The organism is Streptomyces sp. NPDC006294, assembly GCF_042870895.1.
GTDB lineage: Bacteria > Actinomycetota > Actinomycetes > Streptomycetales > Streptomycetaceae > Streptomyces.
In genome coordinates this window covers 277,437-303,266 of record NZ_JBIAHV010000007.1, presented here as the reverse complement: position 1 = coordinate 303,266, position 25,830 = coordinate 277,437, and the positions used below count along the sequence as shown (strand labels likewise).

Annotated in this window: 20 protein-coding genes; 5 read left to right on the top strand and 15 right to left on the bottom strand. The window is 72.7% G+C overall.

Annotation, left to right across the window (positions count from 1 at the left end):
* Positions 1–16: 16 nt before the first annotated feature.
* Positions 17–1,144 (bottom strand): SDR family oxidoreductase, encoded by a 1,128-nt coding sequence (locus ACFYOP_RS14960; protein WP_356892295.1) that lies wholly within the window; start codon positions 1,142–1,144, stop codon positions 17–19.
* Positions 1,145–1,335: 191 nt separating this feature from the next.
* Between ACFYOP_RS14960 and ACFYOP_RS14955 the strand changes: the two genes are divergently transcribed.
* Positions 1,336–2,814, top strand: coding sequence for a zinc-dependent metalloprotease (locus ACFYOP_RS14955; protein WP_356892297.1), 1,479 nt, complete (start codon positions 1,336–1,338; stop codon positions 2,812–2,814).
* Positions 2,811–3,341 (top strand): NUDIX hydrolase, encoded by a 531-nt coding sequence (locus ACFYOP_RS14950; protein ID WP_356892299.1) that lies wholly within the window; start codon positions 2,811–2,813, stop codon positions 3,339–3,341. The genes ACFYOP_RS14955 and ACFYOP_RS14950 overlap by 4 nt, the downstream gene beginning before the upstream one ends.
* A gap of 88 nt (positions 3,342–3,429) precedes the next feature.
* On the opposite strand, the gene ACFYOP_RS14945 is transcribed toward ACFYOP_RS14950, so the two are convergent.
* The 4 genes from ACFYOP_RS14945 to ACFYOP_RS14930 all read right to left on the bottom strand — a co-directional run bounded on the left by ACFYOP_RS14945 (position 3,430) and on the right by ACFYOP_RS14930 (position 7,309).
* Positions 3,430–4,185: an AIM24 family protein gene (locus tag ACFYOP_RS14945; RefSeq protein WP_356892301.1), complete on the bottom strand. Its 756-nt coding sequence runs from the start codon at positions 4,183–4,185 to the stop codon at positions 3,430–3,432.
* Between the two features lie 19 nt (positions 4,186–4,204).
* The gene (locus tag ACFYOP_RS14940) at positions 4,205–4,885 is read right to left on the bottom strand and encodes an AIM24 family protein (RefSeq protein ID WP_356892303.1); all 681 of its coding nucleotides are present in this window, start codon (positions 4,883–4,885) and stop codon (positions 4,205–4,207) included.
* 14 nt (positions 4,886–4,899) lie between these two features.
* Positions 4,900–6,579: a TerD family protein gene (locus ACFYOP_RS14935; RefSeq protein ID WP_356892305.1), complete on the bottom strand. Its 1,680-nt coding sequence runs from the start codon at positions 6,577–6,579 to the stop codon at positions 4,900–4,902.
* 106 nt (positions 6,580–6,685) lie between these two features.
* Positions 6,686–7,309: a SprT-like domain-containing protein gene (locus ACFYOP_RS14930; RefSeq protein WP_356892307.1), complete on the bottom strand. Its 624-nt coding sequence runs from the start codon at positions 7,307–7,309 to the stop codon at positions 6,686–6,688.
* Positions 7,310–7,614: 305 nt separating this feature from the next.
* On the opposite strand from ACFYOP_RS14930, the gene ACFYOP_RS14925 reads away from it, so the two are divergent.
* Together ACFYOP_RS14925 and ACFYOP_RS14920 are read left to right on the top strand one after the other, a co-directional pair.
* Positions 7,615–8,757, top strand: a complete 1,143-nt coding sequence (locus ACFYOP_RS14925) for a ThiF family adenylyltransferase (RefSeq protein ID WP_356892309.1) — start codon at positions 7,615–7,617, stop codon at positions 8,755–8,757.
* Between the two features lie 62 nt (positions 8,758–8,819).
* A complete protein-coding gene (locus tag ACFYOP_RS14920; RefSeq protein WP_356892311.1) occupies positions 8,820–10,175 on the top strand; it encodes an AarF/ABC1/UbiB kinase family protein in 1,356 nt (451 codons plus the stop codon).
* A 7-nt stretch (positions 10,176–10,182) separates the two neighbouring features.
* Here the strand turns inward: ACFYOP_RS14920 and ACFYOP_RS14915 are convergent, their stop codons facing one another.
* The 5 genes from ACFYOP_RS14915 to ACFYOP_RS14895 all read right to left on the bottom strand — a co-directional run bounded on the left by ACFYOP_RS14915 (position 10,183) and on the right by ACFYOP_RS14895 (position 14,283).
* Positions 10,183–10,383, bottom strand: a complete 201-nt coding sequence (locus tag ACFYOP_RS14915; RefSeq protein WP_356892586.1) for a hypothetical protein — start codon at positions 10,381–10,383, stop codon at positions 10,183–10,185.
* A gap of 323 nt (positions 10,384–10,706) precedes the next feature.
* Positions 10,707–11,030 carry a hypothetical protein gene (locus tag ACFYOP_RS14910; protein ID WP_356892313.1) on the bottom strand — a complete coding sequence of 108 codons (324 nt, stop codon included), beginning with the start codon at positions 11,028–11,030 and terminating at the stop codon, positions 10,707–10,709.
* Positions 11,027–11,392 carry a WhiB family transcriptional regulator gene (locus ACFYOP_RS14905; RefSeq protein WP_356892315.1) on the bottom strand — a complete coding sequence of 122 codons (366 nt, stop codon included), beginning with the start codon at positions 11,390–11,392 and terminating at the stop codon, positions 11,027–11,029. The genes ACFYOP_RS14910 and ACFYOP_RS14905 overlap by 4 nt, the downstream gene beginning before the upstream one ends.
* 169 nt (positions 11,393–11,561) lie before the next feature.
* On the bottom strand, positions 11,562–11,888 hold the full coding sequence (locus ACFYOP_RS14900; RefSeq protein WP_356892317.1) for a hypothetical protein: 327 nt from the start codon (positions 11,886–11,888) through the stop codon (positions 11,562–11,564).
* Between the two features lie 163 nt (positions 11,889–12,051).
* Complete coding sequence (locus tag ACFYOP_RS14895) at positions 12,052–14,283, bottom strand: ATP-dependent DNA helicase UvrD2 (RefSeq protein WP_356892319.1); 2,232 nt, start codon at positions 14,281–14,283, stop codon at positions 12,052–12,054.
* Between the two features lie 137 nt (positions 14,284–14,420).
* Between ACFYOP_RS14895 and ACFYOP_RS14890 the strand changes: the two genes are divergently transcribed.
* Positions 14,421–14,663: a mycoredoxin gene (locus ACFYOP_RS14890; protein WP_356892321.1), complete on the top strand. Its 243-nt coding sequence runs from the start codon at positions 14,421–14,423 to the stop codon at positions 14,661–14,663.
* 56 nt (positions 14,664–14,719) lie between these two features.
* Here ACFYOP_RS14890 and nudC read toward each other — a convergent pair whose 3' ends face one another.
* From nudC to ACFYOP_RS14865, 5 genes are all read right to left on the bottom strand, one after another.
* The gene (gene nudC / locus ACFYOP_RS14885) at positions 14,720–15,670 is read right to left on the bottom strand and encodes an NAD(+) diphosphatase (protein WP_356892322.1); all 951 of its coding nucleotides are present in this window, start codon (positions 15,668–15,670) and stop codon (positions 14,720–14,722) included.
* 37 nt (positions 15,671–15,707) lie between these two features.
* The gene (locus tag ACFYOP_RS14880) at positions 15,708–17,105 is read right to left on the bottom strand and encodes a dipeptidase (RefSeq protein WP_356892324.1); all 1,398 of its coding nucleotides are present in this window, start codon (positions 17,103–17,105) and stop codon (positions 15,708–15,710) included.
* A 9-nt stretch (positions 17,106–17,114) separates the two neighbouring features.
* Entirely contained in the window at positions 17,115–20,702 is a 3,588-nt protein-coding gene (locus ACFYOP_RS14875; protein ID WP_356892326.1) for a UvrD-helicase domain-containing protein, read from the bottom strand.
* Positions 20,703–20,779: 77 nt separating this feature from the next.
* On the bottom strand, positions 20,780–21,940 hold the full coding sequence (locus ACFYOP_RS14870) for a hypothetical protein (protein WP_356892328.1): 1,161 nt from the start codon (positions 21,938–21,940) through the stop codon (positions 20,780–20,782).
* A gap of 110 nt (positions 21,941–22,050) precedes the next feature.
* Complete coding sequence (locus ACFYOP_RS14865) at positions 22,051–25,776, bottom strand: ATP-dependent DNA helicase (protein ID WP_356892330.1); 3,726 nt, start codon at positions 25,774–25,776, stop codon at positions 22,051–22,053.
* Between the last annotated feature and the right edge of the window lie 54 nt (positions 25,777–25,830).

The following is a 25,830-nucleotide window of genomic DNA, read 5'->3' as shown; positions in this document are numbered from 1 at the left end:
CAGCCAGACACTCTCCTCAGATCCTCCGGCGTGCCTTGCGTGCCCGGCGGACCAGGGCGGCCGTGCCGAGCAGCGCGACGGTCGCACCGGCGGCGCCGGCGGCGGTGGCGTCCTTGCGGCCGAGACGACGGCCCGCCACCGTGTGGCGGCCCTCCACCTCCTCCAGGAGCGCGGCCAGCACCTCCTCATTGGTCCACTGCGGACGCCAGCCCGCGTCGTGCAGCCTGCTGACGCTCACCACCCAGGGGTGCATCGTGTACACGAGGTCCCCGGCGGGGGAAGGCGTGAGACCGATCCGGTGGAGGCGGGCCGCGGCGCCCAGGGCCACCGCCGACGGCAGTTCCATCCGCCGGATGCCGCTGAGCTCCTCGATCTCCTCCTGCTCCAGCCAGCCGTCGCAGCCCACGGCCAGCTCGCCCTCGACCTTCTCGAGAGCGGCGTACTCCAGGGCGCTCACCAGGTCCTCGACGTGGCAGAACTGCCAGGTCGGGCGGGACCCGGCGACCACGAGCAGCCGGGGCGACTCGAAGTAGCGGGTGAGCGCGGTGTCGGTGCCGCCCACCAGGACGGCCGGTCTGAGCACCGTCACATTGAGGCCGGGGTGCGCGCGGGGCGCTCGGCGGGCCAGTCTCTCGATCTCGAGAAGGTCGCCGACGCCGGTCGCCTCGGCCGTGGCACGCAGCTCGGCGTCCTCCGAGAGCGGGATGTCGTTCTCGGGCAGCGCCCCGTAGACCATGGCCGAGGTGCACAGGACGACCCGGTGGACCCCGGCGGCGGCGGCCGCGGTCAGCACGGTCTGGGTGCCGCGGACGTTGTAGGCGGTGCGCGCGGCGGGATCGGAGTCCAGGCCGAGGTCGAGCGCCAGGTGCACGACGACGTCGACGCCGCGGAGCTTCTCCGCGATGGCCGGGTCCCGCACGTCGAGGATGTGCCACTGCGCCTCGGTCACCTCGCCGCGGCGCTCGTCCAGGGCCACGACCTGCTTGACCTCGTCGGACTCGGCGAGGCGCCGGGTCAGCAGGTCACCGATGCCGGTGGCCGCGCCGGTGACCGCGACGACGGGGCCACGACCGGACGGCCCGCGGCCTGCGGGAGGGGTTGAGTGGTTTCGCGCTGCGCGAACCTGCGGATCTGGGGAACTCACCAGGCGTCTCCAGCGGTTGTCTTCAGTACGTAAGCGAATGACGCATACGCACCAGGTGGCGTCCATCCTGCCGCAGGCCACGTGTCGGCGGAGCACCGAGCCCGTAAGCGGTTCGGATGTCTACGCTGGGTGGTGATGTCGGGCAGCCGCCGCCGGCAGGAAGCCGGCGGCCCTACGAGCCGAGGAAACCCGTGAGTGACACCCCATTCGGATTCGGCCTTCCGCCGGAGGAGCCGGAGAACGGCGACGAGGGCAAGAAGAAGAATCCCGGCGAAGGTGGCCAGGGCTCCGGAGGGTCCCCGGCCGACCCCTTCGGATTCGGTTTCGGAAGCGGCGGGGACAACCCCTTCGCGGCGATGTTCGGCTCCCTGAACCCGAACGACCTGGGCGCGGCCTTCCAGCAGCTCGGCCAGATGCTGAGCTACGAGGGCGGCCCGGTCAACTGGGACATGGCGAAGCAGATCGCCCGCCAGACCGTCTCCCAGGGCACGCCGGACGGCACCAAGGACGCCAGCGTCGGTCCGGTCGAGCGGACCGCGGTCGAGGAGGCGGTGCGCCTGGCCGACCTGTGGCTGGACGGCGCGACGTCGCTGCCCTCCGGCGCGAGCACCGCCGTGGCCTGGAGCCGGGCGGAGTGGGTCGAGGCGACCCTGCCGGCCTGGCAGCAGCTCGTCGACCCGGTCGCGGAGCGCGTCGGTCTCGCCATGGGCGATGTGCTGCCCGAGGAGATGCAGGCCATGGCCGGCCCGCTGATCGGCATGATGCGGTCGATGGGCGGTGCGATGTTCGGTCAGCAGATCGGACAGGCGGTGGGCGTGCTGGCCGGTGAAGTGGTCGGGTCGACCGACATCGGACTGCCGCTCGGCCCCGCCGGCAAGGCCGCGCTCCTCCCGCTCAACATGGACGCGCTCGGCAAGGACCTCGGCGTTCCCAGGGAAGAGGTCCGGCTCTATCTGGCCCTGCGCGAGGCCGCCCACCAGCGGCTCTTCGCTCACGTGCCGTGGCTGCGCTCGCACCTGTTCGGCGCGGTCGAGGGGTACGCGCGCGGGATCAAGGTCGACACGACCAAGCTCGAGGACGTCGTCGGCCAGTTCGACCCGACGCATCCCGAGCAGCTGCAGGAAGCACTCCAGCAGGGCATGTTCCAGCCGGAGGACACCCCGGAGCAGAAGGCGGCCCTGGCCCGTCTGGAGACCGCCCTCGCGCTGGTCGAGGGCTGGGTGGACGCCGTGGTGCACGAGGCGGCGTCCTCCCGGCTGACGTCGGCGAGCGCCCTGCGGGAGACGCTGCGCAGGCGCCGTGCCTCCGGTGGCCCCGCCGAGCAGACGTTCGCGACCCTGATCGGTCTCCAGTTGCGTCCCCGCCGGCTTCGGGACGCCGCGCGGCTGTGGGCCTCGCTGACGGACGCCCGCGGCATGGACGGACGTGACGCCCTGTGGGAGCACCCGGACATGCTGCCGACGGCCACCGACCTGGACGACCCCGACGGCTTCGTCCACCGTGAGCAGCTGGACTTCTCCGAGCTGGACAAGATGCTCGGCGAGGCGGCCGGCGGGGGCAAGGGCGGCCCGAAGCTCGACAAGGACCGGTCCGACGACTCCGGTGACTCCGGCGCTCAGGGAAACTCCGGCACGGACGAGGACCGGGGCGAGGGCGACACCGACAAGTGAGCCTCCATGACGACGCGGTCCTCGTCCTCAAGGGCTACGACGCCCGGGGCGAACAGGAAGACCTGCGGCAGACGTATCTGGATCATCTGGCACAGCACCCGGACGGGACATGGAAGTCCTGCCACGCCGGGCATCTGACGGCCAGCGCCCTGGTGATCGACCCGGAGCGCGGGCGGGTGCTGCTCACGCTGCACAGGAAGCTCGGCATGTGGCTGCAGATGGGCGGCCACTGCGAGCCGGACGACACGACACTCGCCGGCGCGGCGCTGCGCGAGGCGACGGAGGAGTCCGGGATGGCCGGGCTGTCCCTGCTGCCCGGCGGGCCGGTGGTGCTCGACCGCCATCCGATCCCGGCGCCGTGCCACTGGCACCTGGACGTGCAGTACGCGGCGCTCGCCCCGGCGGGCGCCGCCCCGGCGATCAGCGACGAATCACTGGACCTGCGCTGGTTCCGGTACGACGAGGTCGCGGACGTCGCCGACGCCTCTGTCGTACGGCTCATGGAGCGTACGCGGGCGCTTCTTTAGCGGCTCCGGACACAGGCGCGTACTCGCGGCGCACGGGTAAGGGGCGGTCGCCATGGCGACCGCCCCTTACCCGTGTCTTTCGCGCGGGCTAGTTCCAGGCGTTGTTCTGGTTCTGGGCGTGCGAGCCGTGCTGGCCGGCGCCGAACTGCGCGCGCACTCCCTGGCCGATGTCCGCGTTCTGCGGGGGCATGACCTCGCTGGGCTGGACCAGGGCGAAGCCCTGGCCGAGGAAACTGAGCTCCCAGCCCTCTCCGGTGTTGCCGCGGCGACGGCGCACGCCGGAGGAGTGCGTCTGCGCCTGCATCTGCACCCGCAGGCCCGTGGACCAGGCGACGATGGCGTCGGCGTCGGCGTTGACGTACTTGTCCGGGGTGACCTGCATCATCAGCGGCTGGCCGGAGGTCATCAGCGCGACCTTGCCCCGGCCCGAGATGTTGAGCTGGTACTTGCCGGACCCGGAGATGCCGTACTGGCTGTCCACCGCGATCACTTCGGTGTGCAGCGTGGAGTCGAGCGCCAGAACGTAGGCGCTGTCGACCGTCATGCCCTCCTGCTCGACGTCCACCACGTGGATGTACTGCGCGAGGTTGGCGAAGTAGACCGTGCCCTGACCCGAGCAGCGCATCAGGTCGAGGCCCTCACCGGTGTTGGCGCGGGACCGGCGCTGGTTGCTCGACTGGTACTCGCCGTCGAAGTCGACCAGTCCCTGGTACGCCACCATGGCGCCCTTGCGGGCGAGGATGTCGTCGTGGCCGGTCAGCGCGACCCGCAGCAGCTGCGGGTTCTGCACGGCGTACCGTTCCTGGCTCTGCTGTTCTGCGTAGTTGAAAAGCGGGCTCTGCATGATGTGTTCTCGCTCCCCCTCAGTGCCGGATCCGCAGGCGGTCGGTACTGTCCTCGCTCGGCTGTACGACGACGATGCCCTCGCCGGAGAAGGCCATCTGGTACGCCTCGCCGCTTCCCCGCCCGATCAGCGAGGAGGCCTTGAAGCTGCGCTTGCCCTTCACCTTCAGGTTCGGGGACCAGGCGACGAGCGCGTCGGGGTCGACGTACGTCTCGTCCTCGCCGCGACCGCACTCGACCACGATCGGGGTGCCGCGCGAGGTCAGGGCGACCCAGCCCGTCCCCGCGATCTCCACGTTCCACAAGCCCTGGCCGGCGAACTTGGCCAGGCCCTTGACCTTGCCCACGCCCCACTGGAGGTGCGCGTCGAAGGCGAGCAGATTGCTGCCGTTGACCGAGAGCGAGTCGTTGTTGAGGTTGATGACGACGATGTCCGCGCCGTAGTCGGCGAGGTAGAGCAGTCCGTCGCCGGAGCACTTCATGACGGGGGCGCCCTCGCCGGTCACCCACTGGCCGGCGATCTGCCGGACGGCGGGCGGGTTGGGCTCGTACTGGACGAAGCCCTCGTAGGCGACCATCGATCCGGTACGCGCGTACAGGTCCTGGCCGGTGGCCATGGCGACCTTGAGCATGGCGCGGCCGTGGTTCTCCATCCGGGCCGCGACGGGGGTCGGGGCGAAGCCCGCGAGTTGCTGGTTCATTTATTCGGGCTCCCTCAGACCTCGTACGGCTGGACGACGATGAAGTTGCCGGGGGCTCCCCGGAACTGGAGGTTCACGGTCTCGCCGCTGTGTCCCGGATACGCGTTGCGGCGCAGCCGGACCTGGCTGGAGAGGATGACCTGTGAGGCCGCCGACCAGGCGACGACCGCGTTGCAGTCGGCGAACGTGGTGGGCGTGACGGGCAGCACGACGGGGACGCCGTGCGTCTTGACGACGACGGTGCCCGTGCCCTGGAACATCATCGTGAACAGCGCGCCACCGGGGATGCCGTGGCCCTCGATGCGGCGGACCTCGTGCTGCAGGGACTCGTCGAAGGCGAGGACGTGCTCGGCGGAGACGCAGATCCCGTCGCCCTGCAGCTCGATGGAGTGCAGATGGGCGCCGTCCTCGGCGAGGAAGACCTGGCCGCGTCCGCTGCAGCGCATCAACTGCATTTCCTGGCCGGTCGCATTGCCGACGACCCGGCCGGCGAAACCGGCGCCCTTGTAGCTGAAGTCGACCTTGCCCTGGTACATGACCATGCTGCCCTGACGGGCGAGCACGGGCGTGCCGCCCATGGTCAGGTCGACGCGCATGAGCTGCTGGTTCTGCGGGGTCCAGCGCTGGCCCGTGGCCGTCTCGCGGTACGGCTGCAGGGCCGCCTGGAGGCCGGCGCCGCCCTGCGGAGCTCCCTGGGGCACGCCGCCCTGGGGCATACCGGGAGGCTGCTGGCCGTACGGGGCAGGCGCCTGCTGGCCGTACGGGGCAGGGGGCTGCTGGCCGTACGGGGCGGGGGGCTGCTGGCCGTACGGCGACGGCATACCGGGCTGCGGCGGCTGTCCCGGGACCTGACCGGGCATCTGGCCGGGCGGCGTCTGGCCCGGGACCTGGCCGAACTGCGGCTGCTGCGGCGGCTGTCCGTAAGGGGACGGGGCCGGCGGCGCCATAGGGGCGGCCATGGTCGGCGCGGCGTGCATCTGCGGGTTCTGCTGGGCGGCGGGAGCCTGCGGGCCCACAGGTGCGCCGAAGGACGGCGCGGGCTGCGGCGCCTGCGGCGCCGCGGGGGCGGCCGGAGCTCCGAACGCCGGTGCCGGCGCGGACGCCTGCGGAGGCGGCGCGAACGACGGAGCCGCGCCCTGCGGCGGCTGCGCGGCCGGCTGCTCCTCCTCGGCGACCTCGCCGCCGAAGTTCTTCAGCAGGGCGTCGAGACCGCCGTCGAATCCCTGACCGACGGCAGCGAAACGCCATACGTCCTTGAGGTAGAAGTCCCCCAGCATGACGGCGCGCTCGGTCGTGAACTCGGAGCCGGTGAAGGCGTACCGCACGACCTCTTCGCCACCGGCGACGATGCGGATGTACCCGGGGCCGATCTGCGACATCTGACCGGCACCGTCGATCGTGGCGGTGAAGGACAGACGATGGATGTTCGCCGGGATGCGGTCGAGCGTGACGCGGAACGACTCAGTGTCGCCGGACTGCGCGCCGAGCAGCTGAATGGACTCCTCGGGCGACTTCGGCTGGTTGAAGAAGATGAAGTACCGGTCGTCGGACAGCTGCTCGTTGACATCGAGCCCGAAGCAACTGATGTCGAAGGTCAGACCAGGAGCGGCGATCTGCACGCCTACGTACAGATCTGTTCCCGGAGTGAGATCACTGATCTTGGCCTTGTGGCCGCGTTGAAATTCCCTGGCCATACGTTACGACCGTCCCCCATCCCGAATTGAATGCGTCGCGTCAGGCTAACCGTTGGGGCGGACATTGAGCCAAGCCGGTACACATCCGGTACAGGACCGTCGACCGTCACTCTCCGCGAGCGGTCGGCAGATGCGGCAGTCGGTCGGCGGAGACGACGCCCTCCAGATAGCCGCGGGCGCGCTCGGTGCGCGGGTAGGCCTCCATCAGCCGCCAGAACCGGGGGCCGTGACCGGGAACGAGCAGGTGGGCCAGTTCGTGGACGAGTACGTAGTCCACCACGTACTCGGGCATGCCCTGCAGCCGGTGGGACAGCCGGATACTGCCCTCCGCCGGAGTGCAGGAGCCCCAGCGGGTGTTCTGGTTCGTCACCCAGCGTACGGAAGCCGGTCTGGCGCGTCCGTCGAAATACTGGGCGGACAAACGCTCCGCACGCTCCGTGAGTTCCGCGTCACCGAGAACCCGCTTGCTCTCCTGGGCGGCGAGTTTGTCGAGCATGACGCCGACCCAGCGCCGCTCCTCCGCCTCCGACATCCTGGCCGGGATCAGCACGATGGTGCGGTCACCCTCCCGGTACGCGGAGACCGTTCTGCTGCGCCGGGCGCTGCGGCGGACCTCGACCGCGCTCGTCCCCGATCCGCGGGGCGGGTGGCGTGGCGCGCTGCGCTGCTGACCTCCCGCACCGCGCGGCGAGGTCTCCCCAGCGAGGCGAGGGGGAGGATCGACGGACACGCCTCGACGTTACCCGCTGCCCCTGGGGGAAGTCCCGTCCCTGGGACGCCTGCCACTTGATCCACCCCATGGCTGCACCATTTGAACGACTAATACCCCCTGCCTGTGGACAACTTTTCACACGCGTCGCGGCCGCCCTGCATTCTGGCAACGGTTCGGACACGGCTCCGGATCAGCGCGGCAAAGAACGAGCCGTGCCTGACGACGGCCGCGCAAAAAGCCGGGCCGTGCAAAACGCCGAGCCGTGCCAAGCGACGAGCCGTGCCAAGCGACGAGCCGTGCTAAAGATCGACGGGGGAACGGAAATGCATCCGATGATGAAGCCCGCTTTGCGGCGGGCATGGCGGGACCGCCAGTCCGTGCAGTTCGGCGTCACGCCCGCGCATGCGGTGACTCTGGGGCCCGTGGACACGGCGACCGGCGCTCTGATGGAGCTGCTGGACGGGACCCGCGGTCTCCCGCTGCTGCGCGAGGAGGCACGGGCCATGGGCCTGCCGGACGGCAGGGCGGAAGCCCTGGTGAGCCGCCTGACGGCAGCGGGCCTGCTCGACGACCCGACGGCCGGGGGCCCGGCGGTCGCAGCACTGCGTAAACGGGCCGCGGCCCACGACCGGTTGCGGCCGGACATCGCCGCGCTGTCCGTGATCCACCCCGAACCGGGTGGTGCGGCGGGGCGGGTGGCCGCCCGGCGGGCCATACGGGTTCAGGTGCGCGGGGCGGGGAGGGTGGGCGCGTCGATCGCCGCGACACTCTCGGCCGCCGGTGTGGGGCAGGTCGAAGTGCTGGACGGCGGATGCACGGAGCCGGGTGACGTGGCACCCGGCGGCCTGCCCGTCGAGGCGGTAGGGGACCGCAGGGACGCGGCGGCCCGGCGGCTGGTGCGGCGTGCCGCCCCGGCCGGCCGACCGCGTGCCGCCGAGACCCGGGACCCGGTCGGTGCGGAGCCGGCACTCAGCCTGGTCGTTCTCGCACCGCGGGAAGGGCTGGCCGCGTACGCACCCGCGCTCCAGGAGGCCGAGGAGCGGATCGCGAGCGGTATTCCCCACCTCTATACGGGTGTTGTGGAGGCCACCGGCGTGGTCGGCCCCCTCGTGCTGCCCGGCTGCACGGCGTGCGGGGGCTGCATGGAGCGGGGTCGGGCGGATCTCGATCCGGGCAGGCCGCGGCTGCTCGCCCAGTGGCGGTCCGGTCGGCGCGGAACCGTGGCCGCCTGCGATGTCACACTGGCCACGGCGGTGTCGGGGCTGGCCGCCTGCCACGCACTATCGTTCCTCGACGGCGGAGCACCCGCGAGCGCCGGTTCCAGGTGGGAGCTTTCGCTGCCGCAATTGTCGTGGCGGTCCGAACGGATCCACCCCCATCCCGACTGCGTCTGCGGTGCGGCGGGAAAAACTGAGAGGGGGAACACCTCGGCGGTCGCCGCGGCGCACGCGACAATGAACGGGTAACCGCGGTCGGCGGACTTCACCGCCGGCAGCCGCGGCAGGCTGTCTGGGAATTGGAGGGGCGCATGTCTGATCTTCCCCGGAAGGCGGTCACCCGGACCGCCAAGCTGGCAGCCCTGCCGCTGGGCTTCGCCGGCCGGGCCACCTGGGGGCTGGGGAAACGCATCGGCGGCAAGTCGGCCGAGATCGTGGCCCGCGAGCTGCAACAGCGCACGGCGGATCAGTTGTTCCGCGTTCTGGGAGAGCTGAAGGGCGGTGCGATGAAGCTCGGGCAGGCGCTGTCCGTCTTCGAATCGGCGCTGCCCGAGGAGGTCGCCGGCCCCTATCGTGCCGCCCTGACCAAGCTTCAGGAGGCGGCGCCTCCGATGCCGACGCGAACGGTCCACGCGGCGCTGGAGGAGCGCCTGGGCGAGGACTGGCGAGAGCTGTTTCTGTCCTTCGAGGACAAACCTGCGGCCGCCGCGTCGATCGGTCAGGTGCACCGAGCGGTGTGGCACGACGGACGTGACGTCGCCGTGAAGGTGCAGTACCCGGGCGCGGGCGAGGCGCTGCTGTCCGACCTGGCCCAACTGAGCAGGTTCGCCCGCCTCTTGGGGCCGCTCGTCCCGGGCATGGACATCAAGCCGCTGATCTCCGAACTGCGCGACCGCGTGTCCGAGGAGCTGGACTACGAACTGGAGGCACAGGCCCAGCGCGAGCATGCCGCGGAGTTCGCCGACGACCCCGCCGTGCTCGTCCCCGACGTGGTGCACCAGAGCGACCAGGTCCTGGTGACGGAGTGGATCGACGGCATACCGCTGGCGGACGTCGTCTCCGGCGGCACGGACGAGGAACGGGACCGGGCCGGCCAGCTCCTGGCGCACTTCCTCTTCTCCGGCCCCGCACGCACCGGGCTTCTCCACGCCGACCCGCACCCGGGCAACTTCCGGCTGCTGCCCGACGATCAGGGGGACGGCTGGCGTCTGGGGGTGATGGACTTCGGCACCGTGGACCGGCTGCCGGGCGGACTGCCCGACACCATCGGCGAATGTCTGCGGATGACCATCGAGGGCGATGCGGAGGCGGTCTACGGGCTGCTGTGCGAGGAAGGGTTCGTCAAGGAGTCCATCGACCTCGACCCGGACGCGGTGCTGCAGTATCTGCTGCCCATCATCGAACCGGCCGAGGCGGAGGAGTTCACCTTCACCCGCACCTGGCTGCGCACCCAGGCCGCCCGGATCGCCGATGTCCGGTCCCCCGCCCATCAGCTGGGCAAGCAGCTCAATCTTCCGCCGTCGTACCTGCTCATCCACCGCGTGACGCTGAGCACCATCGGGGTGCTCTGCCAGTTGAACGCGACGGTGCGGCTCCGGGCCGAACTCGAGGCGTGGCTGCCGGGGTTCCTGGAGGAGGAGGAGGTCGCGGAGGCGGAGGGCGCCTGAGGCGCGCTCACCACCAGGACGAGTCGAGCCGGCCCTCGATCGCTCTGAGGTTGGCGCGGGCGCAGTCGTCGCAGAAGTAGCGCCGGACACCGTCCTCCACGGAACAGGTCCAGGTCAGCGGTGTCTCCTCGGCGACTGTTCCACAGCCGGCGCACACGATGCGGGCGCCACCCGGCTGCTCGGGCTGAGGGGTCGTGTCCTGTTCCACCTCGCGACGATACCGCCGCCGGCCCACCGGGACCGGAAGAACGCACCGCGGCGCCGGCGGAAAGCCCACCGGGGCTGAGGCGCCACGTCCAGCCGGGGCTGAGACGGCACGCCCCGCCGGAGCCGAGGCAGCACGCCCCGCCGCCGGACCGGGCTCAGCCGGACGCGCCGCCCCGGACGCTCCGCCCGCCCCGGCGGACCGCGCCGCCCCGGACGCCCCCCGCCCCGGCGGGCCGCGCCGGCCCGAGCGCATCGCCGCCCCCGTCCGAACGCGCCGCGGGGGCCGGTCCGTTCGGACCGGCCCCCGCGGGGACTGCGTCGCCGTCAGTGCATGACGGCCATGGCCAGGGCGCGACGGGCGCGCATCGACGCGCGCTGGGCGCGGCGCTGCATCCGCCGGGCGGCAACCAGGCGCACGGCCTGGCGTTCCGCGTCGGCTTCGTGCATGCGCGCTTGCATATGCGCACGGGCGAGGGCTTCTGGGATGAGTTGCATTTCGCGGGTCCTGTTCTGACGCGAGGCGTTCTCGCGGATGGTGGTGACGGCTCGGGTGGCGGAGCCCTGCGGCTCGCTCGGGGAAGAGGTCATCGGGGCCTGCTTCTTGGGGTCGTGCGTGACGGGTCGATCGATGGTTCCGGGGGCGTTCATGCCGCGACCGGGTTCTTGCGCGGGCGGCCACGCGGCCGCTTGCGGGCGACGACCACACCCTGGACGAAGAGCTCTCCGCCCCAGACGCCCCACGGCTCACGCCGCTCCTTGGCGCCCGCGAGGCAGGCCTCCATCAGCGGGCAGGTGCGGCAGAGGGACTTCGCGTACTCGACGTCGGCCGGCGACTCGGCGAAGAAGACCTCCGGGTCGTAGGAGCGGCACGGGACGGGTACGCCCAGCTTCTCGATGGCGTCGTCGAGCGCGGTGAGCGCGGTGAGGGGAGTCAAGTTCGAGTCCTCGGTAGGAGCGGGCGGGATGGTCTCGGAAGGCGGTACGGACGGGGCGTGCGCTTCGAGTTGCACGGTGTGTTCTTCCTCGTCTGGTCGTTCCGGCCGGTCGGCCGGGTGGCAGTTGGTACCGGGTGCTGCTGGTCCCGAGGCCCCTTCGCGCTGTCCCCCGTCGGGGAAAACAGAAGGGCCGCGGATCCCGGGTGGGGTTCCGCGGCCCTGAAGGCGCCGGCCTGATGCTGTATCAGGCTGGATCACTCCAGGGTTCGAGCCCGCGGAAGGCCCACTTCATCTGGTGCTTCGTCGTCTGCTGCTCGGTGCCGGCACTGGCCGCCGCAAAGGCATAGGCCTGAGCCTCTGCCGCTGCTACTCCTGCTTCCAGTGCCTTGGTCGGTCGCTCATTGCGCTCCCGGACCGGCAGGCCGCCCAGACCGGACACAGGCAGCGCGGCGGGAATGCCGGACATACCGGTGCCGTGGAACGCGGACGAGAAGCCGAGCGAGCAGGCGGAGGCGACCGAGAGATCGGTCATTTTGGCCGTGCTGACGAAGCTGCTGTTGATGCTGATCACTGGAATCGCCTCCTCTCGGCGTCTCGGGGACCGGATGAACCGGTCGCGCTGTTCGGGTAAGTACAGCACGAAGACAGGGCTTCGGAGAAGCCGCTGTTTCCGTGGTTAAGAACCTATGGGGCTGGCCGGGGCCTGCGCAAACTATTTTTTCGACGAGTTTGCATCAGTCGTCCTCATCGCCCTCGCCAGGCTCGTCACCTGCGCAGATGGCCAGCACATCGGCCCCGAAACGATCCAGTTTGCGCCCTCCGACCCCGGAGATCCCGGCCAGTTCGCTCTCGTCGCCGGGCACGGCCTCCGCGATCGCCATCAGCGTCTTGTCGGTGAAGACGCAGTACGCGGGCTGGCCCAGCTCCTTCGCCTGGCCGGCCCGCCACTCGCGCAGCCGCTCGTACAGCGCCTCGTCCATGTCCGAGGGGCAGTCCTCGCAGCGCATCAGCTTCATCTCGCCGGCGTCCGTGAGCGTCTTGCCGCAGACGCGGCAGAGAACCGGCCCGCGGCGCTTGCGGCGCCCGCCGCCGCGCTCGACACCGCCCCCGCCTCCCGCCGCCCGCGGTCCGGCCGCGGCGGAGCCGGGGCGGAGTCCGTTCAGGAAGCGGGTCGGACGGCGCGAGGCCCGGCCGCCCGGCGCACGCGAGAGGGCCCAGGAGAGGGAGAGATGCAGCCGCGCACGGGTGACCCCCACATAGAGGAGCCGGCGCTCCTCCTCGACCTGCTCGTCCGTCTTGGCGTAGGTGATCGGCATCATGCCCTCGGTGAGCCCCACGAGGAACACGGCGTCCCACTCGAGGCCCTTCGCCGAGTGCAGGGAGGCGAGGGTGACGCCCTGGACGGTGGGGGCGTGCTGGGCGGCGGCGCGTTCGTCCAGCTCGGTCACCAGATCGGCGAGGGTGGCCTGCGGCCGGGCCCGTACGAAGTCCTCCGCGAGGCGGACCAGTGCGGCCAGCGACTCCCAGCGGTCACGCACCGCGCCGGAGCCGGCGGGCGGCTCGGTGGTCCACCCCTTGGTCGACAGCACCGCCCGCACCTGGGAGGGCAGGTCCTCCACGTCGTCGAGGAGCGCGTCGTTGCCCCCGGCCCGGGCGGCGCCCCGGAGCGCGACCCCCGCCTCGCGCACCTCCTGGCGCTCGAAGAACCGCTCGGCGCCGCGCAGCTGGTACGGGACGCCCGCGTCGGCCAGCGCCTGCTCGTAGACCTCGGACTGGGCGTTGATCCGGTACAGCACGGCGATCTCGCCGGCCGGGACGCCGGCGGCGATCAGGTCGCGGATGCGGCGGGCGGTGCCCTCGGCCTCGGCCGGCTCGTCCGAGTACTCCACATAGGCCGGCTCGGGGCCCGCCTCGCGCTGGGAGATCAGCTCCAGGCGGTGCTCCGCCGCCCGGCCGCGGGCCTGACCGAGCAGGCCGTTGGCCAGGTGGACGACCTGCGGGGTGGAGCGGTAGTCACGCACCAGCTTGACGACGGTCGCGCCGGGGTGGCGGGTGCGGAAGCTCAGCAGGTGGTCGGGGGTGGCGCCGGTGAAGGAGTAGATCGTCTGGCTGGCGTCCCCGACGACGCACAGACTGTCCCGGTCCCCCAGCCACAGGTCCAGCAGGCGCTGCTGGAGCGGGCTGACGTCCTGGTACTCGTCGACGACGAAGTGCTGGTACTGGCGGCGGACGTGGTCGGCGATGTCGTGCCGGTCCTGGAGGATGCCGACGGTGAGCAGCAGCACGTCCTCGAAGTCGATCACCGAGCGGTCGCGCTTGAGCTGCTCGTACATCGCGTAGACCTGGCTGATCTCGGCCGCGTCCCGGGGGGCGTCGCGCAGCGACTTCGCGACCACCGCCGGGTAGTCGCCCGGCACGGTCTGGGTGACCTTGGCCCACTCGATCTCGCCTGTGACGTCCCGCAGCTCGTTGCGGTCGAGCCGGATACGGCAGCGCGCCGCGGCCTCCGCGACAAGCTGGATCTTGCGCTCCAGCAGCCGGGGCAGCTCACCGCCGACCGCCTTGGGCCAGAAGTACTGCAGCTGACGCAGCGCGGCGGAGTGGAACGTACGCGCCTGGACGCCGCCCGCGCCGAGCTGGCGCAGCCGGCCCCGCATCTCGCCGGCGGCGCGATTGGTGAAGGTGACGGCCAGCACGCTGGCGGGCTGGAGTATCCCCGCGCGCACCCCGTACGCGATGCGGTGGGTGATCGCGCGTGTCTTGCCCGTGCCGGCTCCTGCCAGCACGCACACCGGTCCTTGCAGGGCGGTCGCCACTTCGCGCTGCTCGGGATCGAGCCCGTCGAGCACGGCGTCCGCCGAATCGGGGACCTGCGGGAAAAGGGAGGAGTGCGTTGCTGCTGTCACCCCGCCATGCTGCCAGGTCGCCAGGGGCGGATGCGGCGGTTGTCCACAGGGGTGCGACATTCGTCGTACGGATCGGGCCGGGACCCGGGCGGGGGTCACCGCAGGGTCACCGAAGGGCCGGGAATCGTCACGGGGTCACGTGTGTTCTAGCCGCAGGTGATGACTCACCCCCGAACTCGACCTAGGAGCAGAAGACGATGCAGGGAACTGTGACGATGTACAGCACCACCTGGTGCGGATACTGCCGTCGGCTGAAGGGCCAGATGGACCGCGAGGGGATCGCGTACACCGAGGTCAACATCGAGCAGGACCCTGACTCGGCCGCGTTCGTCGAGAAGGCCAACGGCGGCAACCAGACGGTTCCGACCGTGCTCTTCCCGGACGGGTCGACGCTGACCAACCCGTCGCTCGCCCAGGTCAAGCAGAAGGTCGGCGTCTAGTCACCGGAAGCCCCCGGCGCATCCGGAGGCGTTCGACGGCCGCGGATACGCGACCGTCACAGGACGTCGCCGGGCCTGGGAAGCGGCTTGCCGTACCAGAGCTCGATGAGACGGGCCGCGATCGAGATCCCGTAGGGAGGCAGCACCTCCCCGGACTCGAACGCGGCCCGCAGGTCTTCGCGGGAGAACCAGCGCGCCTCGTGGATCTCCTCGCCGTCGACCTCGATCCGCGACGAGGTGGCGCCGGCCATGAAACCCAGCATCAGGCTCGACGGGAAGGGCCAGGGCTGGCTGGCGACGTACTCGACCTCGCCGACCTCGACGCCCACCTCCTCGCGGACCTCCCGGCGCACGGACTGCTCGATCGACTCCCCCGGCTCGACGAAGCCGGCCAGCGTCGAGAAGCGGCCCTCGGGCCAGTGCACCTGGCGACCGAGGAGAGCGCGGTCCTCGTCGTCGGTGACCAGCATGATCACCGCGGGGTCGGTACGGGGGTAGTGCTCGGCGCCGCACGCCTGGCAGCGGCGGATGTGGCCCGCCGCGGCGATGACGGTGCGCTCACCGCAGCGGGAGCAGAAGCGGTGGAGCCGCTGCCAGTTCTCCAGGGCGACCGCGTGCACCAGCAGTCCCGCGTCGCGCGGGGACAGCAGCAGCCCTGCCTCGCGCAGCCCGGCGGGTCTGGCCGACTGGTCCATGCGGCCCGGCAGAGCGTCCTTCTGGAGCGCGAAGTAGCGCACCCCTTCCTCGTCGGTGCCCAGGAAATAGCGGTGGGTCTCGGTGACCGGGGCCTCGAAGGCCGGCGTCATGACCAGTTCGGTCCGGCCGTCGGGGGTGTCGTCGACCAGCGCCTGGCCGCCCGAGACGACGAAGACACGGGTCGTCGGGTGGCTCCACGCCGCCGCGAGCCATGCCTCGTCGAGGCGGTTGTGCGCCTCGCGGTCGATGCCGCTGGGCGCGGTGAGGCTGATCGGGCGCTCTGCGGCGTCGGCATAGCTCTTGGTGCTCACGGTTCTTCCAACTCCCCCGGACGGGTGGTGAATGTGTTCAGCGAAGGGCTGCGGCCATGTCGCCCCACAGATGGGCGGCCGTCTCCGCGCCCTTGAGGAGCAGATCCAGTTCGACCTTCTCGTTCGGTGCGTGCCAGCCGTCGGACGGTACGGAGATGCCCAGGAAGAGCACGGGCGCGGCGAGCACGTCCTGCAGGTCGGCGGCCGGTCCCGAGCCGCCCTCGCGGGTGAAGCGGATCTTGTGTCCGTCGAAGGCGCGGCCCATGGCCCGGACGACGGACCGCAGCGCCGGGTGGTCGAGCGGTGTCAGGCACGGGCGGGTTGCGGCACCGAACACGATCTCGTGACGGATGCCCGCGGGGATGCGGGCGGCGACCCAGTCGGCGACGGCCCGTTCGATCTTGTCCGGCTCCTGTCCGGCGACCAGCCGGAAGGACAGCTTGAGGTGTGCGGACGACGGAATGATCGTCTTGCCGCCGGGGCCCTGGTAGCCGCCGCCGATGCCGTTCAGCTCGGCCGTCGGGCGGGCCCAGACGCGCTCCAGCGTGGAGTAGCCGCTCTCCCCGAGGGTCCCGTGGGACCGGGCGGTGCGCAGCCAGGTCTCCTCGTCGAAGGGCAGCTCGGCGAAGAGTTCCCGCTCGGCGTCGGTGAGCGGCGCGACGCCCTCGTAGAAGCCGGGGACGGTGACCTGCTCGTTCTCGTCGTGCAGGGCGGCGACCAGGCGGGCGGCGACGGTCGCCGGGTTGGGCACGGCGCCGCCGAAGGATCCGGAGTGGATGTCCTGGTCGGGGCCGTACAGCGTGATCTCGCAGTCCGCGAGGCCGCGCATACCGGTGCAGACCGTGGGCGTGGTCTGCGACCACATGCCCGTGTCGGACACGATCACGGCGTCGGCGGCGAGACGCTCGGCCTGCTGCTCGACGAGGGCGCGGAAGTGGGTGGAGCCCGATTCCTCCTCGCCCTCGATCAACAGCTTGAGGTTCACGGCGGGCGCCGTGCGCCCGGTGGCCGCGAGGTGGGCCCGCACGCCGAGGGTGTGGAAGAACACCTGGCCCTTGTCGTCGGCGGCGCCGCGGCCGTACATCCGGCCGTCGGCCGTGTGCGGCTCGAAGGGGTCGGTGTGCCAGCCGTCCTCGCGGGCGGCGGGCTGCACGTCGTGGTGGCCGTAGACGAGCACGGTGGGCGCGTCCGGGTCGCCGGACGGCCACTCGGCGAACACGGCGGGGGCGCCCGGTGTGGGCCAGATCTCGGCGACCGGGAAACCGGTCCCTGCGAGCTTGGCCGCGAGCCACTCGGCGCTGCGCCGTACGTCACCGTCGTGCTCGGGCTGTGCCGACACCGACGGGATGCGCAGCCACTCGGCGAGGTCGTCGAGGAAGGCGGCGCGGTGCTGCTGTACGTACGTACGGACGGCGTTGTCCGGGGTCTCGCTCATGCTCTGAGCCTAACGGGCGACGGCGCCGGCCCGGTCTGCCGTCCCGCCCAGCAGGATGCGCTCCAGCCCGGCACGGTCGGGGAGGTCCTCTGGACGCACGGCCTCGCCGGTGCGTACGAAGACGAAGGTGGCGGTCACGGCGTCGAGCGGTATGCCGTGCCGCTCGGCCCACGCGAGGCGGTAGACGGCGAGCTGGAGGGGGTCCGCGACGCCGCCGCGCGCGGTCTTCCAGTCGACGATCTCGTACGTGTCCTCCCCCGTCCGGTACACGGCGTCGATACGGCCCCGGACGACCCGCCCGGCCAGCGTGAACTGGAAGGGCACCTCGACGCCGTGCGGCGTGCGGCGGGCGTACGGCGTGCGCTCGAACGCCTCCTTGAGCGCGGCCAGATCCTGCTCGTCCGCGATGTCGTGCTCGTCGGGGCCGCCGACCTCGCCGGCGCCGCCCGGCAGCTCGTCCGGGCCGAGCATGGGCAGCGGGAGTTCCTCGAAACGCGACTCCACCCAGGCGTGGAACCGCGTTCCCCTGCGGGCCGCCGGCTGCGGCGGGCGGGGCATGGGGCGGGCCAGCTCCTGCGCGAAGCCGTCGGGGTCGGCGGCGATACGGAGCAGCTGGGACGCGGAGAGCGAGGGCGGCACGAGGACGTCGCGGACGGTGGCGCGGCTGCGGCGCAGCTCGCCGGCGAGGGCATCGAGGTCGCGGTCCCAGGACGCGATGGTGCGGCTCTCCTCGGGCGTGAGGCGCGCGGGGCCCGCCTCCGAAGTCGCCGGGGGCACGGGGCCGGCTCCGCCGTCCTGAGCCGGGGGCAGGTCCTCGGGCGTGAGGCCCGTGGGGCCCGCCTCCGAAGTCGCCGGGGGCAGGTCCTCGGGCCCCCGGGTGGCCTGGTGGGGGACGGTGGTTCCCGGACGGTCCTCGAAGGGCGGCGGGGCGTCGTCCTCGGGCGGCGCCTGATCCGGCCAGTCCCAGTCGTCGGGCTCCTCGGGCTGGTGCAGCGCGTCGTACTCGTCCGACTCGTCGACAACATCCGGCCCGCCGGGGAAGGCCGGCCGGCCCGCGGGATCCGGCTCACCCGGCGGGTCGTCGGCGGGAGCCGGTTCCGGTGCCGCCGCCAGGGCTTCGAGGTGGGCCAGGACCGTGTCCGCCGCGGCGCGGCGGCGGGCCAGGGAGACGGGGTCCAGCGGCAGCGGCCAGGCGTGGTCCGCGGTGGCCGCGCCGAGCGCCGGGTTCTCGGCGTCCTCCTCCGGCTCGTCCGCCCAGAACTCGATCTCGCCGTGCCCCTGCTCGCAGTGGTCGTACAGCGCCCGCAGGAACGCGGACGGGCCGCGCCGCCGCTTCTGGCCGGGGCCCCACCAGTGGCCTGAGCCGAGGAGGAGCGAACGGGGGCGGGTGAAGGTCACGTACCCGAGGCGGAGTTCTTCCGTGTGCTGGTGGTCCGTCATCGCCTCCTTGAACGCCTTCAGGCCCCGCGCGTCCCACGACTCGACGTCGGGGAGCGTGTCCGCGTCGCCGCGCAGGGCGTGCGGGAGCACCTTGGACCGGGAGGTCCACGCGTCCCGCGCCTGGTCGTTCGGGAAGTGCTTGGCGACGAGCCCGGGGACGGCGACGACGTCCCACTCCAGACCCTTCGACTTGTGGGCCGTGAGCACCTTGACCGTGTTCTCGCCGCCGGGGAGGGCGTTGTCGAGGCCCTTCTCGTACTGCGCGGCGGTGCGCAGGAAGCCGAGGAAGGCCAGCAGGGTCGCCTCCCCGTCCAGCGCGGCGAAACCGGCGGCGACGTCGAGGAAGTTGCCGAGGGTCTCGCGGCGGCGCGCCGCCAGGGCGTGGGGGGAGGCGGCCAGTTCGACTTCGAGGCCGGTGGTGGAGAGCACCCGGTGCAGGACGTCCATCAGCGGGTCGGCGAGCGAGCGCCGCAGGTCGCGCAGCTCGGCGGCGAGGCGGGCGAAGCGGATCCGGGCCTCGGGGGAGAAGGCCAGGCCGTCGTCCTCGCCGCCGGCCGATTCGAGGAACGTGTCGAGCGCGTCGGCCAGCGAGACGATCTCGGCGGGGTCGGTGCCCTCGACCGCCGCGGCGAGGCGCTGGTCCGGGTCGTCGTCCGCGGCGGCGCGGTGCACGAGGAGCCGTGCCCGGCGGCCGAGGAGCGCCAGGTCGCGCGGCCCGATGCGCCACCGCGGGCCGGTGAGCAGGCGCACGAGCGAGGCGTTGGCCCCCGGGTCCTGGAGCACCTCGCACACCGCCACCAGGTCGGCGACCTCCGGCAGGTGCAGCAGCCCGGACAGGCCGACGACCTCGACCGGGACGTCGCGGGCGACCAGGGCGCCCTGGATCTCCGGGAAGTCGCCCGCGGTACGGCACAGGACCGCGATCTCGCCGGGCTCCTTGCCGGTGCGCACCAGGTGCGCGATCGAGTCCGCGAGCCACTCGATCTCGTCGGCGTGCGTCGGCAGCAGCGCGCAGCGCACGATGCCGTCCCGCTCGGCCCCCGGGGCGGGCCGCAGCGCCTCGACGCCCTCGTGCATGGCGCGCAGCGGGGTGGCGAGGCCGTTGGCGAGGCGCAGGAGCCGGCCGCCGCTGCGGCGGTTCTCGCTGAGCGAGTAGCGGGTGGCCGGGCTGCCGTCGGCGTACGGGAAGTGGACGGGGAAGTCATCGAGGTTGGCGACGGACGCTCCGCGCCAGCCGTAGATCGCCTGGCAGGGGTCGCCGACCGCGGTGACCGCGTGGCCCGTGCCCTGCCCGAACAGCCCGGAGAGCAGCAGCCGCTGTGCGACGGACGTGTCCTGGTACTCGTCGAGCAGGACCACCCGGAACTCGTCCCGCAGGAGGGCTCCCACCTCCGGCCGGGTCATCGCCAGCTCGGCGGAGAGGGCGATCTGGTCGCCGAAGTCGAGCAGGTCCCGCTCCCGCTTGGCGGCGCGGTACCGGACCGTCAGGTCGAGCAGCTCGCGGCGGGCCGCGGCGGCCTCGGGGACCTTGCGCAGGTCGGCGTTGGTCAGCCGCGCGCCCTCCAGTGTGCGCAGCAGCTCCGCGTCGTACGCCGCCAGGCGCTCCGGGGGCACCAGATGCTCGGCGAGCTCGGCGTCGAGCGCGAGCAGGTCGCTGACGAGGGACGGGAAGGAGCGGGTGAGCGCCGGATACGGCCCCGGAGCCTCGCGCAGCACGCGGGCCGCGAGCTGGTACCGGGTGGCGTCGGCGAGCAGCCGGGCGGTCGGTTCGAGTCCGATGCGCAGGCCGTGGTCGGTGAGGAGCTGTCCCGCGAAGGCGTGGTACGTGGAGATACGCGGCTCGCCCGGGGGGTTGTCCGGATCGATGACCTCGGGGTCCGTCACCCCCGCGCGGACCAGGGCGGTGCGGACGCGCTCGGCGAGCTCTCCGGCCGCCTTGTTGGTGAACGTGAGGCCGAGGACCTGCTCGGGGGCCACCTGGCCGGTGCCGACGAGCCAGACCACGCGGGCCGCCATGACCGTCGTCTTCCCCGAACCGGCTCCGGCCACGATGACCTGCGGGGCGGGCGGCGCGGTGATGCAGGCCGTCTGCTCCGGGGTGAAGGGGATCCCGAGGAGCTCCTTGAGCTGCTCGGGGTCGGTGATGCGTGCGGTCACCTCGTAGAGGCTAACGGGGGCCACTGACAGCCGGTGGCCCCATGTCTCCCGGTGCGTCCGGTATGCCCGGGAAGCTCCTACGAGGCGCTCTCGTCGTCCGCGGCGGTCCCGGCTCCGGACCCCGTGTCCGTACCCTCGCCGCCCGTACCGGTGTCGCCCGACTCGGCGCCGGTGCCGGCATCCGTGCCGGAGCCCTCGCCGGAGCCGGTGCCCGTGCCGGAGCCGGTGCCGGAGCCCTCGCCGGAGCCGGTGCCCGTGTCCCTGCCGGAGTCGGACCCGGACCCGGACCCGGTGTCGGATTCCGTACCGGCGTCCGTGCCCCGGTCCGTCCCGGCCCCCAGGCCGACGTCCGGCCCGGTGCCCGACTCCCCGTCCTCGCCACGCCAGTTCCCCGACTGCTCCCCCGTCTGCGTCTCGCCCGCCTCGAACCCCGTGCCCCCGGTCAGGCTGTCGAGGTCGATGACCTCCTCCGACGGCGGGGCGTCGACCCGGACCGGCTTGTCGTAGCCGGAGAGGACGATCGTGCCGGTCTCGTCGCCGCCCGTCCTGACGATCTTGAGAACGCGGGGCTTGCCCTCCTTGGCGACGTGGACCGTCGTGGTCGTGCCCTGCTCCCGCTTCACCAAGGTCACGGTCGGCGCCCCGTCGACCGACGAGTCCGGGCCCTTCTTCATCTGCTTCCGGTCGGCCTCGTCCACGTCCATCCGGGCGAACATCGACTTGAGGTCGCAGACCCGGTCCATGTCCGCGACGCCGCCCGCCGGCATCTTGATCCAGCGGCCCGTCATGAGCTCCACCACGGCCCCGTTGTCGGACCCGTCGGGCGAGCCGGAGGAACGCTCCTGCAACGAGGCCCGCCAGAACGGCTCGTCGCCCTTCAGATACATCGTCTCGGCCAGCTGCCGCAGCTCGGCCCGGCCGCCCTTGACGCCGAGCCGGCCGGTGCAGTTCTGGGCGGAGTCCAGGGCGAGGTCGACCGAGACGGGCTCGCCGTCCTTCTCGATGCGGCCCGCCATGGTCAGCGACCTGGCGGACCTCGTGGCCTCGACCGCCTTGTCGGCGATCTGCCCCGCGTCCAGACCGGCCAGCGAATCACCGCTGGTCGCGGCCGCCGGCTCCTTCCGCTCCCCGGAGGCCCCCTTGGCCTTGATGTCCCCGTCCTGGGAACAGCCCGCCAGCACGACGATGGCACTTGCCCAGGCCACCGTCGTGACCAGGAGCTTCCGCTTGGCCGTCATGTTGTGTCTCCTCGCGATCCGCAGGGTCCCGCCATCGGCCTTCGGCGGTCGGGCCTCCATTGGATCGGGGCGAATGTGACGTCGCATGACAAACACACCGGTCGTTCGGCTCATTCGACTATTTGGCGGCCCTCCGGCTGCGCACTGCACGAGGCGCGGAAGGTGCAGTGCGTGCAGTGCTGGCCGGTGGAGGGCGTGAAGCGCTCGTCGAGCACGCGGCCGGCCGCGGTGGCGAGCAGATCGCCCACCCACTCGCCCGCGAGCGCCTCCTGCGCCTGCACCTTGGGCAGAGCCTCGCCGCCCTCCTTCTTGGCGGCCGGCTGACGCAGTTGTACGAGTTCGGCCCCGCCCGGCTCCGGCCGGCGGCCGTCGAAGACCTCGTCGACCGCGCCCTCGCGGACCGCGAGCTGGTACACGGCGAGCTGGGGGTGGCGGGCGACCTCGTCCTTCGTGGGCGTCGCCTTGCCCGTCTTGAAGTCGACGACGTACGCACGGCCCTGCTCGTCCTGCTCGACGCGGTCCATGGACCCGCGGATGCGCACCTCGAACTCGCCCGCGGGCAGCGTCACGTCGAAGTCGTGCTCCGTCGCGGCGGGGGTACGGCCGCCGCGGTCCATGACGTGCCAGCGCAGGAAGCGTTCGAGCGCGGCCCGCGCGTGCTCCTTCTCCTGATGCGACTTCCAGGGAGCGTCGAAGACCAGCGCGTCCCACACCGAGTCGAGACGCTCCATGAGGACGGCGAGATCGGCGGGGGTACGGCCGGAGGCGACCTCGTCGGCGAGTACGTGCACGACGTTGCCGAAGCCCTGGGCGGCGGTCGCCGGCGCGTCCGCCTTCACCTCGCGGCCGAGGAACCACTGGAGCGCACAGCTGTTGGCCAGCTGGTCCAGCGCGCTGCCGGAGAGCGTGACCGGCCGGTCGCGGTCCCGCAGCGGTTTGGCGCTGTGCGTGGGCTCGTACAGGCCCCACCAGCGGTACGGGTGGGCGGCGGGCACGAGCGGCCGGCCCTCGTCGTCCGTCAGGGCGGCGAGCCGGGCGAGCCGCCGGGCGGCGGCCTCCCGCAGCTCGGGGGAGGCCGCCGGGTCCACGGTGGTCGCGCGGAGTTCGGCGACGAGCGGGGCGACGGCGAGCGGGCGGCGCGGACGCCCGGTGACGTCGCGCGGCTCCCGGCCGAGCTCGGCCAGGAAACGGGACGGCTGGTCGCCGTCGTCCGCCGGCGCCTTGACCGCCGTGACGACGAGACGGTCGCGGGCGCGGGTGGCCGCCACGTAGAAGAGCCGGCGCTCCTCCGCCAGCAGGGCGCCGGGGGTGAGCGGCTCCGCGAGACCGTCCCGGCCGATGCGGTCGGCCTCCAGGAGCGAGCCTCTGCGGCGGAGGTCGGGCCACAGGCCCTCCTGCACCCCCGCGACGACGACCAGGCTCCACTCCAGGCCCTTGGAACGGTGCGCGGTCATCAGGCGGACGGCGTCCGGGCGGGCCTCCCGCCGGGAGAGCGTGTCGGCGGCGATGTCCTGGGCCTCGATCTCCTCGATGAAGTTGAGCGCGCCGCGGCCGCCGGTGCGCTCCTCGGCGCGGGCCGCGGTCTCGAAGAGAGCGCAGACGGCGTCCAGGTCGCGGTCGGCGTTACGGCCGCCCGCGCCGCCGCGGAACGCGGCGCGCTCCAGACGGCCCGGCCAGGGGGTGCCGTCCCACAGCAGCCACAGGGCCTCCTCGGCGGTGCCGCCGCCCTCGAGGAGCTCGCGCGCCTTGCGCAGCAGCGCGCCGAGCCGCTGCGCGCCGCGGGCGTACGCGGGGTCGTGCGCGACGAGCCGCTCGGGCTCGGCGAGCGCGCGGGCGAGCAGCCGGTCGGACGGCGGCGGCAGCATGTTGCCGCCGGCCCGCTCCTCGTCCCGCAGAGCCCGGCCGAGACGGCGGAGGTCGGCGGTGTCCATGCCGCCGAGGGGGGAGGTGAGGAGGGTGATCGCGGTCTCGGTGTCGATCCAGCCCTCGTCCCCACCGCGATCCCCGGCACCCGCCGCGCCGCCCGGCTGATCACCGGCCGCCTCCGGCACGCCGGCCCCGGCCGCGGCATCCGGCGCACCCGCCACGGCCGACGCGCCGCCCAGGACCGTGGCACCCGGCGCACCCGCCGCGCCGTTCACGGCCTCGGCACCCGCCGGACCGAGCGCGCCGCCCGGCTGATCACCGGCCGCCTCCGGCACGCCGGCCCCGGCCGCGACACCCCCAAGCGCGTCCACCGCACCCGACACGCCCCCCGGCACCGCACCCACCGCACCGGACACGTCGTCCGTCCCCGGAGCACCCTCCGCGCCAGCCAGGACGTCCGGCGCCGTCCCCGCCGCACTCGGCAGAGCCTCCAGGGCGTCCAGCGCGTGGGCCGCCGCCGGCGCCCCGCGGCCGGGCTCCGGCGCCCCCGCGCCTCCCGTACGCCCGGCCGCCGCCGTCGCCACCGTGCGGAGGGCGGTCAGGAGCGGTGCCACCGCCGGTTCATGGCGCAGCGCGACATCGTCGCCGTCGACCTCGAGGGGGACGCCCGCCGACGTCAGGGCGCGGCGGATCGACGGGATCGTGCGGCCGCCCGCGCGGACGAGGACCGCCATCTCGTGCCAGGGGACGCCCTCCTCGAGATGCGCGCGGCGCAGGATGTCAGCCACGTTGTCGAGTTCCGCGGAGGCCGTCGGATAGGTGTACACCTCGACCCGGCCGCCCTCGCGGACCGCGGACAGCTCGCGGTGCGCGCGGACCTTGTCGGACGGCAGCCGCGTCAGCGGCATCCGGCGGGTCAGCAGGCGGGTCGCCTCGAGCACTGCCTCCCCGCTGCGCCGGGAGGTGGTGAGCACCGCGACGTCGGCGGGCCTGCCGCCGGCCTGCGGGAAGGCGTCGGGGAAGTCGAGGATGCCGTTCACGTCCGCGCCGCGGAAGGCGTAGATCGACTGGTCCGGGTCGCCGAAGGCGACCAGCGTGCGCCCGCCGCCCGCGAGCGCCGTCAGCAGCCGCACCTGGGCCGGGTCGGTGTCCTGGTACTCGTCGACGAACACCGCGTCGTACGAAGGGAGCGGCGTCTCCTCGGCCAGCAGCACCGCCCGGTGCACCAGTTCCGCGTAGTCGAGCACGCCCTGCAGGTCGAGGACGTCCAGGTACTCGGCGAGGAACGCCGCGGCGGCCGCCCAGTCGGGCCGTCCGGTGCGGGCGGCGAAGCGGGCGAGGGAGTCGGGGCCGAGGCCCAGCTCCCGGCTGCGGGCCAGCACGGCCCGCACCTCGTCGGCGAAGCCGCGGGTGGTGAGACAGGCCCGCAGTTCGTCGGGCCACCGCACGCCACCGGGCAGGCCGATCTGGCCGGCCAGCAGGTCGCGGACGGCGACGTCCTGCTCGGGCCCCGACAGCAGCCGCAGCGGCTCCGCGAACAGGTCGGCGTCCTGGTGGGCGCGGACCAGCGCGTAACAGAAGGAGTGGAACGTCGTCGCCTGCGGCCCCCGCGTGCCGCCCAGCCGCAGCGCCATCCGGTCGCGCAGCTCCACCGCCGCCTTGCGGCTGAAGGTGAGGACGAGGATGCGGGCCGGGTCCACGCCTCGGGCGATGCGCGCGGCGACGGCCTCGACGAGCGTGGTCGTCTTGCCCGTGCCCGGTCCGGCGAGGACGAGAAGCGGTCCCTCTCCATGGTCAACCACCGAGCGCTGAGCTGCGTCCAGGAGAGGGGGAGCCACCGGGCCCGGAGGGGTCCGCACCAGCCGGTACGCGCCCGGGGATCCGTCCCCGCGGCCCTGCGGGCGCACAGGAACCCCCTGCCGTACCTGCTTCGGGTACGGCGTACGCCCGGTGGTGGAGGAGGAGCTCACGTGGTTCGCCGGTCCTGGGTCTGCTGGTGGTGAGACTGCGCTGCGTGCCGCGCG

Coding starts and splice junctions, on each gene's coding strand:
- ACFYOP_RS14925 (WP_356892309.1), top strand. CDS start 7,615: ATGCATCCGATGATGAAGCCCGCTTTGCGGCGGGCATGGCGGGACCGC.
- ACFYOP_RS14890 (WP_356892321.1), top strand. CDS start 14,421: ATGCAGGGAACTGTGACGATGTACAGCACCACCTGGTGCGGATACTGC.
- ACFYOP_RS14880 (WP_356892324.1), bottom strand. CDS start 17,105: ATGAGCGAGACCCCGGACAACGCCGTCCGTACGTACGTACAGCAGCAC.
- ACFYOP_RS14935 (WP_356892305.1), bottom strand. CDS start 6,579: ATGGCCAGGGAATTTCAACGCGGCCACAAGGCCAAGATCAGTGATCTC.
- ACFYOP_RS14945 (WP_356892301.1), bottom strand. CDS start 4,185: ATGCAGAGCCCGCTTTTCAACTACGCAGAACAGCAGAGCCAGGAACGG.
- ACFYOP_RS14920 (WP_356892311.1), top strand. CDS start 8,820: ATGTCTGATCTTCCCCGGAAGGCGGTCACCCGGACCGCCAAGCTGGCA.
- ACFYOP_RS14895 (WP_356892319.1), bottom strand. CDS start 14,283: ATGTCGCACCCCTGTGGACAACCGCCGCATCCGCCCCTGGCGACCTGG.
- ACFYOP_RS14870 (WP_356892328.1), bottom strand. CDS start 21,940: ATGACGGCCAAGCGGAAGCTCCTGGTCACGACGGTGGCCTGGGCAAGT.
- ACFYOP_RS14910 (WP_356892313.1), bottom strand. CDS start 11,030: ATGAACGCCCCCGGAACCATCGATCGACCCGTCACGCACGACCCCAAG.
- ACFYOP_RS14940 (WP_356892303.1), bottom strand. CDS start 4,885: ATGAACCAGCAACTCGCGGGCTTCGCCCCGACCCCCGTCGCGGCCCGG.